The sequence below is a fragment of the Paraburkholderia sp. Clong3 genome, from assembly GCF_050436485.1.
Classification (GTDB): domain Bacteria; phylum Pseudomonadota; class Gammaproteobacteria; order Burkholderiales; family Burkholderiaceae; genus Paraburkholderia; species Paraburkholderia tuberum.
Genome location: NZ_JBNDMH010000004.1, coordinates 365879 through 381614, shown reverse-complemented (window position 1 = coordinate 381614; position 15736 = coordinate 365879). Strand labels below are relative to the sequence as shown.

At 64.0% G+C, this 15736-nt stretch carries 19 protein-coding genes and 2 pseudogenes; 14 read left to right on the top strand and 7 right to left on the bottom strand.

The annotated features are described in order from the left end of the window. Positions 1-57 precede the first annotated feature (57 nt). Both OKW30_RS39935 and OKW30_RS39930 read right to left on the bottom strand, forming a co-directional pair. Positions 58-498, bottom strand: coding sequence for a hypothetical protein (locus OKW30_RS39935; RefSeq protein ID WP_429349484.1), 441 nt, complete (start codon positions 496-498; stop codon positions 58-60). 22 nt (positions 499-520) lie between these two features. Next, on the bottom strand, positions 521-955 hold the full coding sequence (locus tag OKW30_RS39930) for a flavodoxin family protein (RefSeq protein ID WP_429349483.1): 435 nt from the start codon (positions 953-955) through the stop codon (positions 521-523). 384 nt (positions 956-1339) lie between these two features. Here OKW30_RS39930 and OKW30_RS39925 point away from each other — a divergent pair, with 384 nt between their 5' ends. The 5 genes from OKW30_RS39925 to OKW30_RS39905 all read left to right on the top strand — a co-directional run bounded on the left by OKW30_RS39925 (position 1340) and on the right by OKW30_RS39905 (position 5493). After that, the gene (locus OKW30_RS39925; RefSeq protein WP_184037616.1) at positions 1340-1579 is read left to right on the top strand and encodes a hypothetical protein; all 240 of its coding nucleotides are present in this window, start codon (positions 1340-1342) and stop codon (positions 1577-1579) included. Between the two features lie 125 nt (positions 1580-1704). Continuing rightward, a complete protein-coding gene (locus OKW30_RS39920) occupies positions 1705-3108 on the top strand; it encodes a bifunctional enoyl-CoA hydratase/phosphate acetyltransferase (RefSeq protein ID WP_429349482.1) in 1404 nt (467 codons plus the stop codon). Positions 3109-3268: 160 nt separating this feature from the next. Then, positions 3269-4105, top strand: coding sequence for a universal stress protein (locus OKW30_RS39915; protein ID WP_429349481.1), 837 nt, complete (start codon positions 3269-3271; stop codon positions 4103-4105). A 57-nt stretch (positions 4106-4162) separates the two neighbouring features. Further along, positions 4163-4669, top strand: a complete 507-nt coding sequence (locus tag OKW30_RS39910; protein ID WP_429349480.1) for a universal stress protein — start codon at positions 4163-4165, stop codon at positions 4667-4669. Then, the gene (locus OKW30_RS39905; RefSeq protein WP_429349479.1) at positions 4666-5493 is read left to right on the top strand and encodes a universal stress protein; all 828 of its coding nucleotides are present in this window, start codon (positions 4666-4668) and stop codon (positions 5491-5493) included. The genes OKW30_RS39910 and OKW30_RS39905 overlap by 4 nt, the downstream gene beginning before the upstream one ends. 134 nt (positions 5494-5627) lie before the next feature. Here OKW30_RS39905 and OKW30_RS39900 read toward each other — a convergent pair whose 3' ends face one another. Continuing rightward, on the bottom strand, positions 5628-6104 hold the full coding sequence (locus tag OKW30_RS39900) for a universal stress protein (RefSeq protein ID WP_429349478.1): 477 nt from the start codon (positions 6102-6104) through the stop codon (positions 5628-5630). 221 nt (positions 6105-6325) lie between these two features. Here OKW30_RS39900 and OKW30_RS39895 point away from each other — a divergent pair, with 221 nt between their 5' ends. From OKW30_RS39895 to OKW30_RS39875, 5 genes and pseudogenes are all read left to right on the top strand, one after another. Beyond that, complete coding sequence (locus OKW30_RS39895; protein WP_429349477.1) at positions 6326-7675, top strand: PAS domain-containing sensor histidine kinase; 1350 nt, start codon at positions 6326-6328, stop codon at positions 7673-7675. Then, positions 7672-8319 carry a response regulator gene (locus OKW30_RS39890; protein WP_429349476.1) on the top strand — a complete coding sequence of 216 codons (648 nt, stop codon included), beginning with the start codon at positions 7672-7674 and terminating at the stop codon, positions 8317-8319. Before OKW30_RS39895 ends, OKW30_RS39890 begins: the two co-directional genes overlap by 4 nt. 189 nt (positions 8320-8508) lie before the next feature. Further along, complete coding sequence (locus tag OKW30_RS39885) at positions 8509-8928, top strand: response regulator (RefSeq protein ID WP_429349475.1); 420 nt, start codon at positions 8509-8511, stop codon at positions 8926-8928. Further along, on the top strand, positions 8921-9703 hold the full coding sequence (gene fnr, locus OKW30_RS39880) for a fumarate/nitrate reduction transcriptional regulator Fnr (RefSeq protein WP_090804943.1): 783 nt from the start codon (positions 8921-8923) through the stop codon (positions 9701-9703). Before OKW30_RS39885 ends, fnr begins: the two co-directional genes overlap by 8 nt. 32 nt (positions 9704-9735) lie before the next feature. Continuing rightward, positions 9736-10041 (top strand): annotated as a pseudogene (locus tag OKW30_RS39875) (nitroreductase family protein); the annotation flags it as partial. 44 nt (positions 10042-10085) lie between these two features. Here OKW30_RS39875 and OKW30_RS39870 read toward each other — a convergent pair. Then, a complete protein-coding gene (locus OKW30_RS39870) occupies positions 10086-10361 on the bottom strand; it encodes a DUF1488 domain-containing protein (RefSeq protein WP_090804945.1) in 276 nt (91 codons plus the stop codon). A gap of 357 nt (positions 10362-10718) precedes the next feature. Here OKW30_RS39870 and OKW30_RS39865 point away from each other — a divergent pair. From OKW30_RS39865 to OKW30_RS39850, 4 genes and pseudogenes are all read left to right on the top strand, one after another. After that, a pseudogene (locus OKW30_RS39865) lies at positions 10719-10976 on the top strand (nitroreductase family protein); the annotation flags it as partial. A 122-nt stretch (positions 10977-11098) separates the two neighbouring features. Further along, positions 11099-11431, top strand: a complete 333-nt coding sequence (locus OKW30_RS39860; protein WP_090804947.1) for a c-type cytochrome — start codon at positions 11099-11101, stop codon at positions 11429-11431. A gap of 61 nt (positions 11432-11492) precedes the next feature. After that, the gene (locus OKW30_RS39855; RefSeq protein WP_429349474.1) at positions 11493-11867 is read left to right on the top strand and encodes a DUF3564 domain-containing protein; all 375 of its coding nucleotides are present in this window, start codon (positions 11493-11495) and stop codon (positions 11865-11867) included. A gap of 36 nt (positions 11868-11903) precedes the next feature. Beyond that, positions 11904-12389, top strand: coding sequence for a hypothetical protein (locus OKW30_RS39850; protein WP_429349473.1), 486 nt, complete (start codon positions 11904-11906; stop codon positions 12387-12389). Positions 12390-12480: 91 nt separating this feature from the next. On the opposite strand, the gene OKW30_RS39845 is transcribed toward OKW30_RS39850, so the two are convergent. From OKW30_RS39845 to OKW30_RS39835, 3 genes are read right to left on the bottom strand one after another with little or no spacing between them, the layout of a single operon-like run. Beyond that, complete coding sequence (locus OKW30_RS39845; protein ID WP_429349472.1) at positions 12481-13977, bottom strand: efflux transporter outer membrane subunit; 1497 nt, start codon at positions 13975-13977, stop codon at positions 12481-12483. Continuing rightward, a complete protein-coding gene (locus tag OKW30_RS39840) occupies positions 13955-15040 on the bottom strand; it encodes an HlyD family secretion protein (protein WP_429349471.1) in 1086 nt (361 codons plus the stop codon). The genes OKW30_RS39845 and OKW30_RS39840 overlap by 23 nt, the downstream gene beginning before the upstream one ends. Next, the gene (locus OKW30_RS39835) at positions 15037-15735 is read right to left on the bottom strand and encodes an ABC transporter ATP-binding protein (protein ID WP_429349470.1); all 699 of its coding nucleotides are present in this window, start codon (positions 15733-15735) and stop codon (positions 15037-15039) included. The genes OKW30_RS39840 and OKW30_RS39835 overlap by 4 nt, the downstream gene beginning before the upstream one ends. Between the last annotated feature and the right edge of the window lies 1 nt (position 15736).

The window sequence follows — 15736 nt, the reverse complement described above, 5'->3', positions numbered from 1 at the left end:
AGCAGGAAAAAAGCACGCCGCGACACGGTCACAGTGAACGTGCGATCAGCTGAAGAACTACGACGCGGCGCCGAGGTACGCGCGAAAATCGGTTTCGACCGCGCGAATCTGCCGGGCGCAGCTCTTGTACAGCCAACCGGGGTTACCGTCGGTGCGATACATGCCACGGCACATGCCTTTGAGCCTGATGGTCGAGGCGCCTGCGTCATCGGTGGTCCTGGTTGCCCAGACATAGACGGCGCCGAACATATGCGGCTCGGTGGTTTCGATCGCTGTGTCGTCGGCACGGCGAATCGGCGTCACCGAGCGCTGCGCGGCGTATTTTTTCGTCAATGTCCAAAGGCGATCGCAGTCGGCGCCAGCGGAGCAGTTCACCCACGCCTCTGTGCGGGCCTGCTGCAGTTGAATCTCACTGTCGCGCAATGCGGCAATGCGTGCCTCGGAACTGCACGCCGCAAGTCCCGCGACGGCGAGTATCGGAAAGAGCCGCCAGTTCATGTTCGCCCGCTCCCCATGCGACTCAACACATCCATTCGAATTCGCCGGCCCGCGCCAGGTGCCGTTTGAGCCCACCGACGAACGCAGCCAGCGCGGCCTGCGCGCCCTGGTGCGCCGCGGCCGCGGTGACCTTGCATTCGGCAACGGCCGGCTTCCCGGCCAGTTCGCCCATCTCGCGAAGCGCCGCGTCGGCACCGTGTCCGCCGAAGCTGCAGAAGAATGCAACCTGAGGCAGTCGCGCCCGGTTCTCGATGAGATACGAACGCACCGGGGCCGACACGGAACCGGCCCATACCGGCGAACCAATCACGACGAGGTCATAGGCCGACACGCTCAAGCCGGCCGGAACGATTTCCGTGGGCCGCTTGCGGATTGCATCGATCAGCGAGCGCAGATAGCCGCCCGGCCCTGCGCGATCGCTGCAATCACAGATCTCTTCGAGATCGGCGGCCAGCATTCCGGCAATCGCCGACGCGAGTAGACGCGTGGTCCCGGTGCGTGAGAAATAGACGACAAGGACTTTCGCTGCGGACATTTCAGCCTCCATATCACTCGCGGTTGTGCATTCACATGCTGGATTCGCAGCGCATGCCACGAGCATAGGCGCGGTTGAAGCGAATTCTCATGATCCATATCAAGCGATGAACCTGGCCGTCATGACCGGCGGATCGTTGCGTAGGAAAAACCTGACAAGCATGCAGAACGTCCTACCTGAAGCTCGGTGCCACCTGATTTGCACCGGCCGGGTGCCGACCCATACTGGATTCGTGACAGCCCGAATCGATTGCCCTCGCGATGCGCCCGGTGCGCGTGCCGAGGTAGACCCGTAAGGAGACCGGCCATGTCGAACACAGCCTTTTTCGCCCGCGCCGCGACATCGGCGGAACCATCACAGGACGCGCGCAACGCGATCCCTGAATTCGATGCCATCCTCGCGCTCGCGCGCGAGTCGGGGCTGCTGATTACGCTCGACGGACAGATCGGCCGCGAAAAATACCAGAGCATCGCGGGCTCGCTGCATGCGTTCAAACGCTTCGCCGAAGCGCTGTGCGACACCGTCGGTCAGCGTGCGCCGGTCTGACGGAATGCAGGACGCCAGCAGCCGCGTCTCCGAAACAGATGATGCAGATCAACTCACCGGAGCCTCGGCATGACTTAATCGACGTACCTGAAAGTCACACGGCATCGTGTCGTGTCGGAGCCATCGTGAACGACAACCTTTTGCGCAACCGCACTTTCGACGAAATCGAAATCGGCGAGTCGGCGTCGCTCGTACGCGTGGCCCTGCAGAACGATATCGATCTGTTTGCGGCCGTATCGGGCGATCTCGATCCCGCGCATGAAGATGCGGCGATCGCCGCGGGCGCGCTGTCCGGCCATGGAGTCGTACACGGCATGTGGACCGCCGCGCTGATTTCCGCGCTGCTCGGCAAGCGGCTGCCTGGCCCCGGCACGATCTGCCTCGTCCAGACCCTGCAGTTCCGTCATCCTGTCTCAGCGGGGGACAGCATCACCGCGATGGTCAAGGTGAAGGAAAAGCGCAGTGACGGACGCATCGTCCTGCTCGACATCTGCTGCACGAACCAGAGGGGCGACAGCGTGCTGCTCGGCACGGCAACGGTCGTTGCACCGTCGATGCCGGTAGTGTGGCCGTGCACCGCGAATGCCGAAGTCGCCTTGCGACGTCACGACCGCTACGACGCGTTTATGCGGCAGGCGCGCGTGCGTCCCGCATTGCGCACGGCGATCGTTCATCCCTGCTCGGAAGAAGCCATCCTGGCAGCGATCGAAGCGCGCGACGAAGGCCTGATCGAACCGGTGCTGATCGGCCCCGAAGCCAAAATCCGCGCCGCTGCCGAGGCCGCCAATCTCAGCCTCGCGGGTGTGCCGATCGAAGCGGTCGAGCACAGTCATGCGGCGGCTGCGCGTGCCGTGGAAATGGGCGCGGCCGGTCGGGTCGCCGCGTTGATGAAAGGCAGTCTGCACACGGACGAACTGCTCGGCGCGGTCGTCGCGCGGACATCCGGCTTACGCACTTCGCGGCGCATCAGCCATGTCTATGCGATGGACGTGCCGGCCTATTCGAAGCCGCTGGTGGTCACCGACGCCGTGGTCAATATCACGCCATCGCTCGACCATAAGCGCGATATCTGCCAGAACGCCATCGACCTGTTGCACCTGCTGGGTGTCGAACTCCCGCGGGTCGCGGTCCTCGGCGCGATCGAAACGGTCAACTCGCGCATGCCGACCACGCTCGACGCCGCCGCGCTGACCGTCATGGCCGCGCGCGGTCAGATCACGGGCGCGCTGGTGGACGGCCCGCTCGCCTTCGACAATGCAATCAGCCTGGCGGCCGCGAAAATCAAGCAGATCGATTCGCCCGTGGCCGGTCAGGCGGACATCCTGCTGGCGCCAGATCTGGAAGCCGGCAACCTGCTCGCCAAACAGCTCATGTACTTCGCCGGCGCCGACGCGGCTGGTCTCGTGCTCGGCGCGCGGCTGCCGATCATCGTCACGAGCCGTGCCGACAGCGTGCGCGTAAGGCTCGCATCCGCCGCACTCGCCAAGCTGACGGCGGAACGTGCGCTGGCAGGCTCGGGGCGCCCGTGAACGGGGCGTTTGGGGACCGGCGCGCCCCGTCGTCTTCAGGTTCCACTGTCCTCGCCCCACCAGTCGCACGGTTGATCTGAATCAACGCCGCAGCGCCATCGGCTCATAGACTCAGTTCACATGGTCGGGCGCCGCCCATTCACTTTCCGGGAGCTTTGCAATGAGCTACAAAACCATCGTCGTTCATCTGGATACGAGCCGGCGCGCGCATCCGCGGCTCGAAATCGCGCTGCGCCTCGCGAAGCACTTCGGTGCCCATCTGACCGGCGTATTCGCCCTGTTCAGTCCCGATCCGCGCTCGCTGTACGTGATGGCCGGCACCATCAGCTACTACGCGACGCATGAGCAGTTGCGCGCCGAGCGGCGCGGCGCGCTCGAACGCCTCTTCCATGCGGAGCTGAGCCGGGCCGGGGTGGCGGGCGAGTGGGTCGCCGTCGCTCAGTCAGCCAGTCTCGCGGTGCCGCACCGGGGACGTTGCGCGGATCTGATCATCGCCGGCCAGGACGATCCGGATGATCCGGAGTCGTACGTCGGCAACTATTTCCCCGAAAACCTGGTCATGTCCGCGGGCCGGCCGGTGCTGCTGGTGCCGAACGCCAGCAGCGTCACTTCCCCCGGCGGCCATGTGATGGTCGGCTGGGACGGCAGCCGCGAAGCCACCCGTGCCGTGCATGACGCGCTGCCGTTCATGCGCACAGCGCGGCTCACCACGATCGTCGCGGTCAACGGCGCTCGCAGGGAAACGGGCTCCCGTATTCCGGGCGCCGACATCGCAGCGGTGATTGCGCGGCACGGCATCAAGGTCGAAGTCAAGGACGTCGAAGCCGGTCCGGCCGCGTCGGTTGGCGACACCCTGTTATCGGAAGCAGCCGGGCTCGGTGCGGACCTCCTCGTGATGGGAGCCTACGGCCATGCCCGCTGGCAGGAACTGGTGATGGGCGGCGCAACCCGCACGGTGCTGCAGTCGATGACCGTGCCGGTGCTGATGTCGCACTGACAATCGCAGGCGCTCTGCAGGCGCGGCCCTAAGCCGCCTCCTTAAGGGGAGTTCGCCATGTACAAGCAGATTCTGGTGGCGGTCGACGGCAGTGAAACGTCGAGTCATGCGCTCGACGCCGCCTTGCAACTTGCACACGAAGCCGGCGCGCAATTGCAGCCGTTGTATGTCGTGAACGTCCCGCTCATGACGTATGACGTGCCCTCTTACGATCCCTCTTACGTCCGCGACGCGCTTCTCGAAGAAGGCGCGCATGTGATCGACGACGACGCCGCGCGCATGCGCCGCGCCGGCGTGGCGGGCTCACCGCGCATCGTCGAGGCGGATCCGGTCGCCGACGACGTCGCGCAATGCATCCAGCGCGCCGCTGCCGAGTTCAAGGCCGACGTGGTGGTGATAGGCACCCATGGGCGCCGAGGTTTCCGGCGGATGGTGCTCGGCAGCGTCGCCGAACGCTTTCTGCGCATCGCGCAGTGCCCGGTGCTTCTGATCTCCGCGCACTGCATGAACCCGGCTACAGGCGAACAATTGCCAACGGCCGAAGCTGCCAAGGAGCAATCATGAACTGCAAAACCCTGCTCGTGCATCTGGACGACAGTCCGTATAGCGCCGCGCGCACCGAATTCGCGCTCGACCTGGCCCGCCGGTACGAAGCGCATCTGATCGGCTTGTACGTGGTGTGCCAGGAACTCGCGCGACCGATCTTTTTGGATGGAGAAGGCGCCTGGGTGGCTGCGCAGGAAGCGCAACGCGACGCCAATCTGAAGGACGCCCAGGCACGCTTCCTGGCGGCCGGCGAGCGCGCCGGCCTGAGCGTTGAATGGCGCGCGCCAGCCGGTGATGCGGTCGAAACAGCGGCTTTGCACGCTCGCCACGCGGACCTTCTGATTCTCGGTCAGTCCGATCCGAAGGAGCCTTCGTCCTATATCGCCCGCCATTTTGTGGAGGACGTGGTCATGAGTGCGGGCCGCCCGGCCATCGTACTGCCTTACGCCGGAGCCGTCCGGTCGTTCGGGCAAAACGTGTTGATTGCGTGGGACGGCAGCCGCGAAAGCGCGCGATCCGTGGCCGATGCACTGCCGGTGCTAAAGAAAGCGAAATTCGTCACCGTGATGACGGTGCAGCGCCATTCGCAGAGCGGTGAACCGGCCGGCATCGACGTCGCCGCCTGGCTCGCGCGGCACGGCATCGAGGCGGGATTCGCCGGGACGCCCGGAGTGGACGGTGTATCGACCGGCGCGCTGCTGCTGAACATGCTTGCCGACCGTCATATCGATCTACTGGTGATGGGCGCGTACGGGCATGCGCGCGTTCAGGAAAGGTTGCTCGGCGGCGTCACGCGAACCATGCTGCAGTCGATGACCGTGCCGGTGCTGATGTCGCACTGATTCGAAACGGATTCGCGATGTACGGGTTTTTAGGCATTACGCGGCGATAGCCCCTCACGAAACTTTCAAGGCGCCCGCTCGTCGGGGCGCCTCTTTTGTCCGCGATCCACAGGCCAAGGTTGTACTTCAAGCCGTCACAGGCCCGAGGGTATCTCGTCCAGATCCCGTTCGCGCCGGACCAGCAGGACCGGCACCTCGGTGCGCCGCAAGACGGCTTCAGCCACACTGCCCACCAGCAAGCGTCCTATCCCGTGCCGTCCATGCGTGCCCATCACGACGAGATCGGCTTCGCATTCGCCGGCGATACGGCAGAGCACCCCCGCGATGTCCTCGCCGTACGCGTCGACAACTCGCGTCAAGCCACGCACCCCACGCTGCTCGAATAGCGCGCTAGCATCTTCCAGCGTCGCCATCGCGGCCTCGGCCGACACCGTCGAGCGGCTCTGCTGATCGATCAGGCCGATGCCGACGTCGACCATTTGCGCAGCATGTTCGGCGACGAATACCGCTGTCACGGTCGACTGTGCCGTCTCCGCGATGGTCAGCGCTTCCTGAAGCGCGAGTTGGGCGGCTTGACTGCCGTCGATTGCCACGAGAATCCGCTTGTACATGACATGCTCCTGAACTTTGACGCATCCCCAACGAATGCGTCATCAACCGCAGCTACTGGCATGATCCGTGCGGATCGCGCAAAATAAACAGCGCAGCATGGTCTGTCGCCCATCGCAAAGGCTGAAACGCCACGAGTTGAAAAATATCGTGGCATTCGTGATCCAACGGGCGCCTGCCGTCGGCCGGCGTCGTGAGTTATCCGTTATCCATCGAGGCGCGCATGCCCCTTCGCGATAAAACGCCCTTCGCGCCCGGGCCGTCCTCGCGGTCGCGAGTCGCGACCTATGTACGACACCCTGTGTTCGTCGGCGCGCTGGCCTTCGTCGTCGGGCTCACACTGGCGCTCGGCATCTGGCGCTGGCTGGCGGAATGGTCGCCGCGCGAAGCCCCGCTCCGGGAAAACAGCTTGCTGACGGCATGCATCGCCGCTGCCTGTCTGTTCGCCGTCGTGGTCTTTCTGCTTGCCCGCGCACGCGGCGTCTCGAACTTGACTAGCGAAGCGCGAAGCCAGTCGAGCGTCAACGAGGCACGCATGATGGCGATCATCCGCTCGTCGATGGAAGCCATCATCACCGTCGATGAACGACAGAAGATTGTCATCTTCAACCCGATGGCCGAACAGGTATTCGGCTGCAGCGCGGCGGACGCGCTCGGCGCTTCGCTGTCGCGCTTCATTCCGGAACGTTTTCGCGCGGCGCACGAGCGGCATGTCGACCAGTTCGGCGTCACGGGCGTGTCCGACCGCCAGATGGGCAAACAGCAGCGCGTGCTATTCGGGCTGCGCAGCAACGGCGAAGAATTTCCGATCGAAGCGTCGATTTCCCAGGTGGCCGACGGTGACAGCAAGCTGTACACCGTCATGCTGCGCGACATCACGGAACGGGTCAAAGCCGAGAACGCGCAGCGCAAATCGCGCGAGGAATTGCGCGAACTGTCGGCCAATCTGCAGATGATTCGCGAGGACGAAAAAACCCGTATTGCCCGCGAATTGCACGACGACCTCGGCCAGCAGTTGACCGCACTGAAAATGGTCGAAGCCACCGCCGAGTCCGGGATTCTGCGGCAACTCAGCGACATGCGACGGCTGATCGACGCGACGGTCGCGTCGGTGCGCCGGATCGCGGCCGACCTGCGCCCGGTCATGCTCGACGATCTCGGCCTGATCCCGGCCATCGAATGGCTCGCCAACGACTTTACGAACCGCTACGACATCGAGGTGAAACGTGACATCGAAGTCGGCGACACACCCTTTACGCCGGCAGGCGCAACCACACTATTCCGCATCGTGCAGGAGGCGCTCACCAACGTCGCCCGCCACGCGGAAGCCACGGTCGTCATGCTGACGGTGCGCCGCGAAGAGCACGCCTGCATTGTGCGAGTGGCGGACAACGGTCATGGTGCGGGCCGTTCAGACGCGCGCGCCGAAAAATCGTTCGGGCTGCTCGGGATCCGCGAACGTGCGCATATGCTAGGCGGCACCGTCGAAATACATACGTCCAGCGGCAAGGGCTTTTCACTGACCGTCACGTTCCCGGCCGTGGCCGTGCAACAGCAGGAGACGCTAACATGATTCGCGTGCTGATAGCCGACGATCACGCGCTCGTGCGCGATGGCCTGCGACATATTTTGCAAAACACAAACGGCTTCGAAGTGGCCGCAGAAGCCAGCGACAGCGTCAGTACGATTGCTCTGGTTCGCTCGCACCCGGCCGATGTGCTGGTGCTGGATCTGTCGATGCCGGGGCGCAACGGCGTCGAGTTGATCAAGCAGATCAAGGACGAGATGCCAGCGCTGCGCATTCTCGTACTCACCATGCATGCGGAGCAACAGTACGCCGTGCGTGCTTTCAAAGCCGGTGCATCGGGCTATCTCACCAAGGAGAGCGCGAGCGCGGAACTGGTCTCGGCGGTGAGCAAGGTCGCCTCGGGTGGCGTCTATGTCAGTCTCGCGATGGCCGAGCGCTTCGCGCAAAGCCTGAACGAGCCCGCCGACACACTGCCCCACCAGCGCCTGTCGGATCGCGAATTCGACGTTTTCCGGCGCATCGCCGCGGGACAGACACTCACGGAAATTGCCACCGAATTGTGTGTCAGCAGCAAGACGGTAAGCACCTATAAAACCCGCATCCTCGAGAAAATGCAGATGCCGCACGAAGCCGCGCTGGTGCGCTATGCGCTGCGCCACAAGCTGCTCGAGGACGACGACGAAATCTAGCGCGGTCACGGCGCCGCTGTCACTGGGGCCGCTCCGTCGTTACCCCCGTCACATCCGTGGCTGCTCGCGCGGCGGCGTTGCCGTCACAGAGCGCACGTAGGAAATTCCCTACAACACTTCCCGCTCGCCTACCCGAAGCTCGTTCCCCGCTGATTTTATTTTGAGATGACGCGGCCGATACTTCGAGCCATGGACTCAAGCCCGTTACAGCCAGCCGTACGCGTGTTCCTCGTGGACGACGCGATTTCGATCAGGAAACGGATCGCCGCGCGTTTCGGTCAGATCGAAGGCGTCGAGATCGTCGGTGAAGCCGAGGAACCCGGTGCCGCACTGGATGCCATCGGCGCGACGGCAGCCGACGTCGTGGTGATGGATTTACATCTGAGCGGCGGCAGCGGCATCGACCTGCTGCGCAACCTCGCGCAGAGCATGTCCACCGTGATCACGAATCATTCGGGCACGTGGTTCAGGCAGGCGTGCGTCGCCAACGGCGCGCAGTACTTCTTCGACAAGACCAGTGAATTCGATCTTGCATGCAACACCATCGAGCGAATTGCCCACCAGCATTGCGCGCGCGGCCTCTACCATCTCGGAGCCCATCATGTCTGACGTTGCCGAATATTCCCAGACCCGGACCATCGCGCAGATTCCGCTGCACGCGCTGAAAGATCCCGGATTCGCACCGGCCCGGCCGAAGCACGGCGGCGCCAACTGCCCGAGTTGCGCGATGCGTGCTTCCTGCTTGCCGGAAGGTCTGACGGCGACAGAGACCGAACGGGTCGACGCGCTGATCTGCCCTTCGCGCACGATCAAAAATGGCGAATCCCTGTTTCGCGCAGGCGATTCGTTCCAGAGCATCTACGCAGTTCGCGCGGGCTCGTTCAAGACCGTCGTGATGCATCGCGACGGCCGTGAACAGGTCACCGGGTTTCATCTTGCGGGCGATGTGCTGGGTCTCGACGGCATCGGTTCAGGCAAGCATAGCTGCGATGGGCTCGCCATCGAGGACAGCAAGGTCTGCATCATCCCGTTCCATTTGCTCGAAGCCATGTGCCGCGACGTCAAGGCATTGCAGCAGCATGTGCACAGGCTGATGGGCGGCGAGATCGTGCGCGAGGCGACGCTGATGATGCTGCTCGGCACGATGTCCGCGGACCAGCGGGTCGCGACGTTCCTGCTGAACCTGTCGGGCAAGCTCAAGTCGCGCGGTTATTCGCAGGCGGAATTTCATCTGCGCATGACGCGGGAAGAGATCGGCAGCTACCTCGGGATGAAACTCGAAACCGTCAGCCGTATGCTGTCGAAGTTTCAGAAGGACGGCCTGCTCGATACCCACGGCAAGCAGATCAGGATTCTCGACAGGGAAGGTCTCGCCCGCGTCTAGCCGCGCACGCTCGCCGCCGTTTGATCGGAGTCAAGCCCGCCGCAGCGCATCAGACACTCGTCGCCGGCTCGCCATTGCTGCTGTGCATCGGCACCGGCACGGACGACGCGGCCGCATGGCTCGCGGCCGGGCAGGCGCTCGAACGGGTGCTGCTCACCGCCGCCTCCGAAGGCATGACGGCTTCCTACCTGAATCAACCGATCGAAGTGGCTTCGCTGCGCGAGCGCCTGCGCGCCGCGCTCAATCTGGACGCCGTTCCGCAACTGCTGATCCGGGTTGGCCGTGGCGGCGCCGTGCCGCATTCGCCGCGGCGCCCACTTGCCGAAGTGGTGTCGTAGCGCGGCGCAGTCAAAGGGCCGATCAGCGGCCCGGCCGCGCGGCTTCAATCGCGGAAGCGAAAGTAGCCGCTGTGCATCATGACCGGCTTCGCGCCCACTTCTTTCAGCAAATTTCGCGCGGCGGCCTCGATGGGCAGCCGGTGTGTATCGAACGCTTCGATCAGATCGTCTTCACGCAACGACGGCGCGCCGAAGTGGTCTTCCAGCGCCTCCGCGGTAATGGCGCACTGCACGCGCTCACCGTCGACCTCCGCCGGAAAGGCGACGACGAGATCGCGCGCGCAGTACTCGGGACGTTCCTGCGGGAAATGGATATGCATGGCCGGTGCCTGTGAGAGTGAAAGTACGTGGCTTGAACAAAGCCGACGGAAGCGGCGCGGATAACCAGAGTGCGGCCACGCTCGGCGCTCTGATGTGTTCAGAATAGCCGCGCTTGAAACGTCGCCAATTTTTTGGTGGCGATCCTGGCTGACTCGGATCAAGCGGGTGACATCACCTGACGGCAGGCCTCGAACAGCCCCATGTTCGCGAAAGCCGGTTGATTTGAGTCAATCATTAAATGCCGCGGTGGTACACGATGACGGGGTGCCGTTTGCAGTTCCGGCTTGCACGAGGACGACGTGTTCATGAAACATCTAACGCGCCGCTTCGCTGCCGACTTGCTGGACGACACGATTCTGGTGTACGTCGCCGATCTTGCACGCATGCACGACATCGCACCGTCGCAGCGCAAACCTTTTGCGTCGGCGAGCGCCGGCGCGATGGTGCAGAACGTCTATCTCTTCTGCGCGGCCGCAGGACTCGCTGTCGCGGCGCGCGGCTGGCTCAACCGCAGTGCGCTGAGTATCGAAATGCGCCTGCCGCGCGACAGCGTTCCGGTGCTCGCTCAAACGGTGGGCCACTTTGATTTATCCGCTGGCGCCGGCGACGCCTGATGACTCACGCAAACGCGCGATGGAGCGCGGGCAAACGTCGGCTTGACGTGAGTCAATTGCAACCGCGTCGTCAAACGTAGACTGAGCCTGCAACCTTTCGTGGAGTGTGTCTCGTGAAAGCCATGTTTCCGCCGTACCTGGCCGCGCATGTAGTCGGGCTCCTGCTGACAGCAAGCGGCGCGGCGTTCGCGCAGTCCGAGCCGACCGCCCTCGTCGATCAACAGCATTGCATGTTCTGCCATACCCGCGACGCGCCGTTTCTCGCCCCTTCGTTCCAGCAGATCGCGGAACGTTATCGCAACGAGCCGAATGCGCAGGTGATGCTCGAACACAAACTACGGGTCGGCGGCAAGGCGCATTGGGGCGACATGGCCATGCCGCTGCCGCCAGATCGCGGTGGACCGCTTACGCCCGAAGACGCCCACACGCTGATCCAATGGGTCCTCAGTCAATGAACCGCAATGAACCGACTCTAGCCGCTTACTGCGAACGCATTTGGTACTCGTGGAGAAAGTCATGCGCCTGACCATCCACCTCGACACATTCGACCGTGTCAATCCGATGGCATTCGCCATCCTGTGGCTCGACAATGAAACGCGTCAATGGTCGCGCGAGGGGCACCTGGGCCTCGAACTGCCCGAATGGGGCACGCTGCAAGTCGACTGCGGCAATACACTCGTGTGCGGCCCGCACGATTCGGTGCCCTGCTGTGTGCTTGAGGGGCTTGATCTGAACGTGTCCGGCGGCCCGTTCGAAGGTGAGGCCGGGCGTGCGCAATGGTGCGCCAACGCAGGCAGGACGCTGATGAGCGGCCACTGGCACATTCAATGTGTCGACCACGAGGGCGCGGAGCCTGAAAATGGCATTTTCGCGGATGACGACACTGCCTGAACCTTATTTGAACCGTCACGACAACGAGGTGCGCTCATGGGATTGACCGCGGATCTGGACGGCGTACGGCACGCGTATGGACTCTGTTTCGTGCGCGCCCCGTGGGCCTATTTCACGCGTGTGCCACTCGATCAGCAATGGGGCGACGGCTGGGAACAGGTGCCGTATGAACAACATGCCGGCGTCCCCTACGATGACATGCCGCAGCAGATTCTGACGGTCGCCTTCGACGGTCCCTTGTATCCGCCCGATGCGGGCTACGACGGCAAGAAGCGCAGCGTCATCGAGATCAATCGGGGCGACGCTCCGTGGCTGCGCACGCAGGATCTCATCAGCAACGCGCCGATTCACATCATGGCTGGCGTGACGCTCGAATCGTTTGTCGAGCAGGTCGAGCTTGCTGGCGGTCGCGTGTTCGCTCCGCTCGGCTGGGGCGCGTTGCGGCTCGAACGTTGCGAGCGGAACCAGCCGGGTGACGCGCCGGCGTCGACGGCTTCCGCACCTAAGGCGCGCAACGTCTGAGGCGCACGCTGCGCGGGCCTCGATCCCGCGCCCTCCACGCATCGCCCTCCCGGCGCGATGCCCGCGAACTCTCACTCAAAAACTTGCCCGGTCATTGCCCGCTCTGCCATCCCCCACCCAGCGCCGCATATAACGCGACCGTATCCTGCAGCCGTTGCGCCACGCCCTGTAGCCACGCAATGCGCGCCTGATGAAACTGGCTGTCCGCGATCAGTATCTGCACATAGCCCACGGTGCCGGCGACGTACTCGGCTTTGACGAGCCGGAGCGCTTCCGCGGCGGCGTCCCGTGCGCGGGTTTGCGCGTCAAGCGCATGCGCGTCGTTTTCGAGCGCCCGCAATGTGTCGGCCACCTGCGCGAAGGCGCTCAGCACCACCTGCCGGTATGACGCACGCGTCTGCGCATAGGCATCGAATGCGGCGCGGCGCTCGAACCAGAGCGTGCCGCCGTGAAAGATGGGCGCTGTCACATCGGCCGCGAGTGTCCAGATCTGGCCGGAGCGGTGCAGCAGCGTACTCATCGACGTATTGTCGTACCCGCCGGACGCCGACAGCGTAATGCCCGGCAGCAGGTTGGCAGTGGCGACGCCGACATTGGCGCTCGCCACGTGCAGCGCCGCTTCCGCTTGCAGGATGTCCGGGCGGCGCCGCACCAGCGAAGCCGGCACGGTCTCGGGCAAGGTCGCCGGCAGCGTAATGTCGCCGAGCGACAGATCAGGCGCATCCCAGTCGGCCGGCAGCATGCCCGACAGCGACGCCAGCAGATCCTCGGCCTGCGCGCGCTTCTGTTCGAGCGCGGGCAGCGACGCTTCGAGCGTGGCCTGTTCGTTTTCCAGCGTCACGACCGCCGTATAGGCGCTCGCACCGGCGTCGACCTGCGCTCGCGTGATGCGGATCTGTTCGCGCAGCAGATCGGTCATTTCAAGCGTCGCCGTGATTTCATCGTGATAGGCGGCACGCGCGATCATTGCGTTGACGACGTTGACGGTCAGCGTCAGATAGGTGGCCAGAACCGCGTAACGCTGCGCGTCGGCGCGCGCCTGCAATGCTTCCACCATGCGACGTTGACCGCCCCAGATGTCGAGCGCATAGCTCACGCTAGCCGACAGGGTGAACAGGTTGAAAAGCGTCGACGGCTCGTTCGCGCCGATCCGCAACGGCGAATATTTCTGCCGCGACGCACTGAAACCCGCGTCCACCTGCGGGAAAAACACGCCGGCGCCCGCGCGCATCTCGTCTTTGCTCTGGCGCAGCGCAGCCTGCGCGCCTTCAACCGTTGCGTTGCCGGTCAGCGCTTCGTCGACTGCGCTGTCGATGGCCATTGAACCGAAGCGCGTCCACCAGTCGGTCGGCACCTCCGCTTGCGCGGAAAAGGTCTGCTCACTGCCTGCCGCCAGGAGTGGTGTGCGAAGCACGTCGCCTTGCACGAACTGATTGACTTTCGGCGGCGGCGGCCGTGAGAAATCAGGGCCCACGCTGCAGGCATTGAGCAGCAGCGCCAGCAACAGCGCACCGGCGCGTGTCGCACGACGGCGCAACGCGTCGAGCCAGCGCGCGTGGCGCGCGTCATCCGGCGGCAATGTAGACATCGACTAGCTGCCCTGGATAAAGATGCGCGCCTTTGGGGAGCGCGACCCGGAAGATGACCGGCAGCACGCGCACGTCGACGCGTTCCGCCCGCTGGTCCGTTAGCTGAACCTTCGGCGTTACATAAGGCTGAATGCGGACGAACTCCAAAGGCGCTTCAATGTGTGTGCCGCGCACGGACATGCGCGCCTTCAACGCGTGCGGATCCGGCATGCGGTCAATCAGGATTTCGTCGACGTAACAGCGCACGGCCAATTGACCGTTGGGCGCACCGATCACGAGTACCGGCGCCTGCCCTTGCGTGTAGGGTTGATAGACCCCTTGAGGGGAAACGTACGAGCCGGCGGCCGCATTCACCGACAGCAGCACGCCGTCGCTGGGTGCGCGAATCGTGTACTGGGCGACCAGCGCGTCCGCGGAAGCGGCCGCCTTGCGCAGCGCGTCGACCTGCTTCTGCTGGCTGCGAATGTCGTAAATCCAGGCGCCCGCCTGGGTGAGCCGATACTGCCGCGTGACGACATCCAGATTGGCCCGCGCAACTTTTAGCGCGTTAGCCGCGTTGTCCAGCGTGTCCTTGCTGACCGCTTTCGGTTCAATGGCGAACGCGTGCTGCTGCTTGTCGAACTGGTCCTGCGCCATCTTGAGGCTGGCGGCCGCCGCGCCGACCTGAGCGCTCGCCACCTCGAGCGTTTCCTTGCGCGGCTGCGATTTCAGTTCGTCGAGCATCGCCGCGGCGGCTTCCGCCTGGGCCGCAAGTTGTGCGGCGGTGGCGCGTTGCACGGAGTCGTCGATCGTCAGCAGCACTTCTCCCGCTTTCACCGCCGCCCCCTCCTGAGCTGCCACGCTCATCACGGTGCCTGTCACGTTTGGATAGATGTTGACGTTCTCGCCCGCAGGCTGATCGCTCTCGACGATGCCTTCAGCGTACAGGCCGCGCGCATAAGGGTTAGACGCGGGTGTGAATACGGGAGGCTGGGGCGGTTGCTGTATACCGTACACATATGCCGCCAGCAGCCCCGCGACGAAGCCCAGGAACGCAAGGATGAAGACAAGCTTGCGTTTCATTTGGCGCCTCCCAGATCGATGCCTTTGAGTTGACCGTCCTCCATGTGCAGAATCCGGTCGGCGTAATCGAAAATGCGGCTGTCGTGCGTGACGATCAGGATGCAGCGATTTTCATTGAGCACCTGATGCTTGACGAACTCGATGATGCTGCGGCCGGTATCGCCGTCGAGTGACGCAGTGGGTTCATCGAAGATCAGGATGTCGGGCTGGCTGACGATCGCGCGGGCAATCGCCACACGCTGCTGCTCGCCCCCGGACAGTTTCACCGGCGGCAGTTGAGCGCGGTTTTCGAGGCCGACGATCTTCAGGTACTTGAGCGCCTCGTCGATGGCCGCGTCCCATGGTTTCCGTTTGAGGATCAGCGGAATCGCGACGTTCTCGGCGGTCGTCAAACGCGCGAACAAGTGATAGTCCTGAAACACGAAACCGATGCGGTTGAGCCTGAAATCCGCGATCGCGTCGTTGGACTGCTTCCACAAGTCGACGCCGTCGACCGCGACGTCGCCGCTATCGGGCCGCAGGATGCCGGAGATGACGCTCAGCAAGGTCGTCTTGCCACTGCCCGACGGGCCGACGATCAGCAGCATCTCGCCGAACTTCGCCTGCACCGACACGTCGCGTAACGCGCAGGTACGCGCGTCGCCCTCGCCGAAGCATTTCGTGACCCCATGCGCGTCGATGGCGAATTTCGGCATG

Bases quoted from the DNA above. Each gene is read 5' to 3' on its own strand.
- OKW30_RS39840 (WP_429349471.1), bottom strand. From the start codon at position 15,040: ATGAAACGCAAGCTTGTCTTCATCCTTGCGTTCCTGGGCTTCGTCGCG.
- OKW30_RS39870 (WP_090804945.1), bottom strand. From the start codon at position 10,361: ATGCATATCCATTTCCCGCAGGAACGTCCCGAGTACTGCGCGCGCGAT.
- OKW30_RS39835 (WP_429349470.1), bottom strand. From the start codon at position 15,735: ATGCCGAAATTCGCCATCGACGCGCATGGGGTCACGAAATGCTTCGGC.
- fnr (WP_090804943.1), top strand. From the start codon at position 8,921: ATGTCTGACGTTGCCGAATATTCCCAGACCCGGACCATCGCGCAGATT.
- OKW30_RS39915 (WP_429349481.1), top strand. From the start codon at position 3,269: ATGAGCTACAAAACCATCGTCGTTCATCTGGATACGAGCCGGCGCGCG.
- OKW30_RS39935 (WP_429349484.1), bottom strand. From the start codon at position 498: ATGAACTGGCGGCTCTTTCCGATACTCGCCGTCGCGGGACTTGCGGCG.
- OKW30_RS39905 (WP_429349479.1), top strand. From the start codon at position 4,666: ATGAACTGCAAAACCCTGCTCGTGCATCTGGACGACAGTCCGTATAGC.
- OKW30_RS39885 (WP_429349475.1), top strand. From the start codon at position 8,509: ATGGACTCAAGCCCGTTACAGCCAGCCGTACGCGTGTTCCTCGTGGAC.
- OKW30_RS39890 (WP_429349476.1), top strand. From the start codon at position 7,672: ATGATTCGCGTGCTGATAGCCGACGATCACGCGCTCGTGCGCGATGGC.
- OKW30_RS39845 (WP_429349472.1), bottom strand. From the start codon at position 13,977: ATGTCTACATTGCCGCCGGATGACGCGCGCCACGCGCGCTGGCTCGAC.
- OKW30_RS39930 (WP_429349483.1), bottom strand. From the start codon at position 955: ATGCTGGCCGCCGATCTCGAAGAGATCTGTGATTGCAGCGATCGCGCA.
- OKW30_RS39910 (WP_429349480.1), top strand. From the start codon at position 4,163: ATGTACAAGCAGATTCTGGTGGCGGTCGACGGCAGTGAAACGTCGAGT.
- OKW30_RS39855 (WP_429349474.1), top strand. From the start codon at position 11,493: ATGCGCCTGACCATCCACCTCGACACATTCGACCGTGTCAATCCGATG.
- OKW30_RS39850 (WP_429349473.1), top strand. From the start codon at position 11,904: ATGGGATTGACCGCGGATCTGGACGGCGTACGGCACGCGTATGGACTC.
- OKW30_RS39860 (WP_090804947.1), top strand. From the start codon at position 11,099: ATGTTTCCGCCGTACCTGGCCGCGCATGTAGTCGGGCTCCTGCTGACA.
- OKW30_RS39925 (WP_184037616.1), top strand. From the start codon at position 1,340: ATGTCGAACACAGCCTTTTTCGCCCGCGCCGCGACATCGGCGGAACCA.
- OKW30_RS39895 (WP_429349477.1), top strand. From the start codon at position 6,326: ATGCCCCTTCGCGATAAAACGCCCTTCGCGCCCGGGCCGTCCTCGCGG.
- OKW30_RS39900 (WP_429349478.1), bottom strand. From the start codon at position 6,104: ATGTACAAGCGGATTCTCGTGGCAATCGACGGCAGTCAAGCCGCCCAA.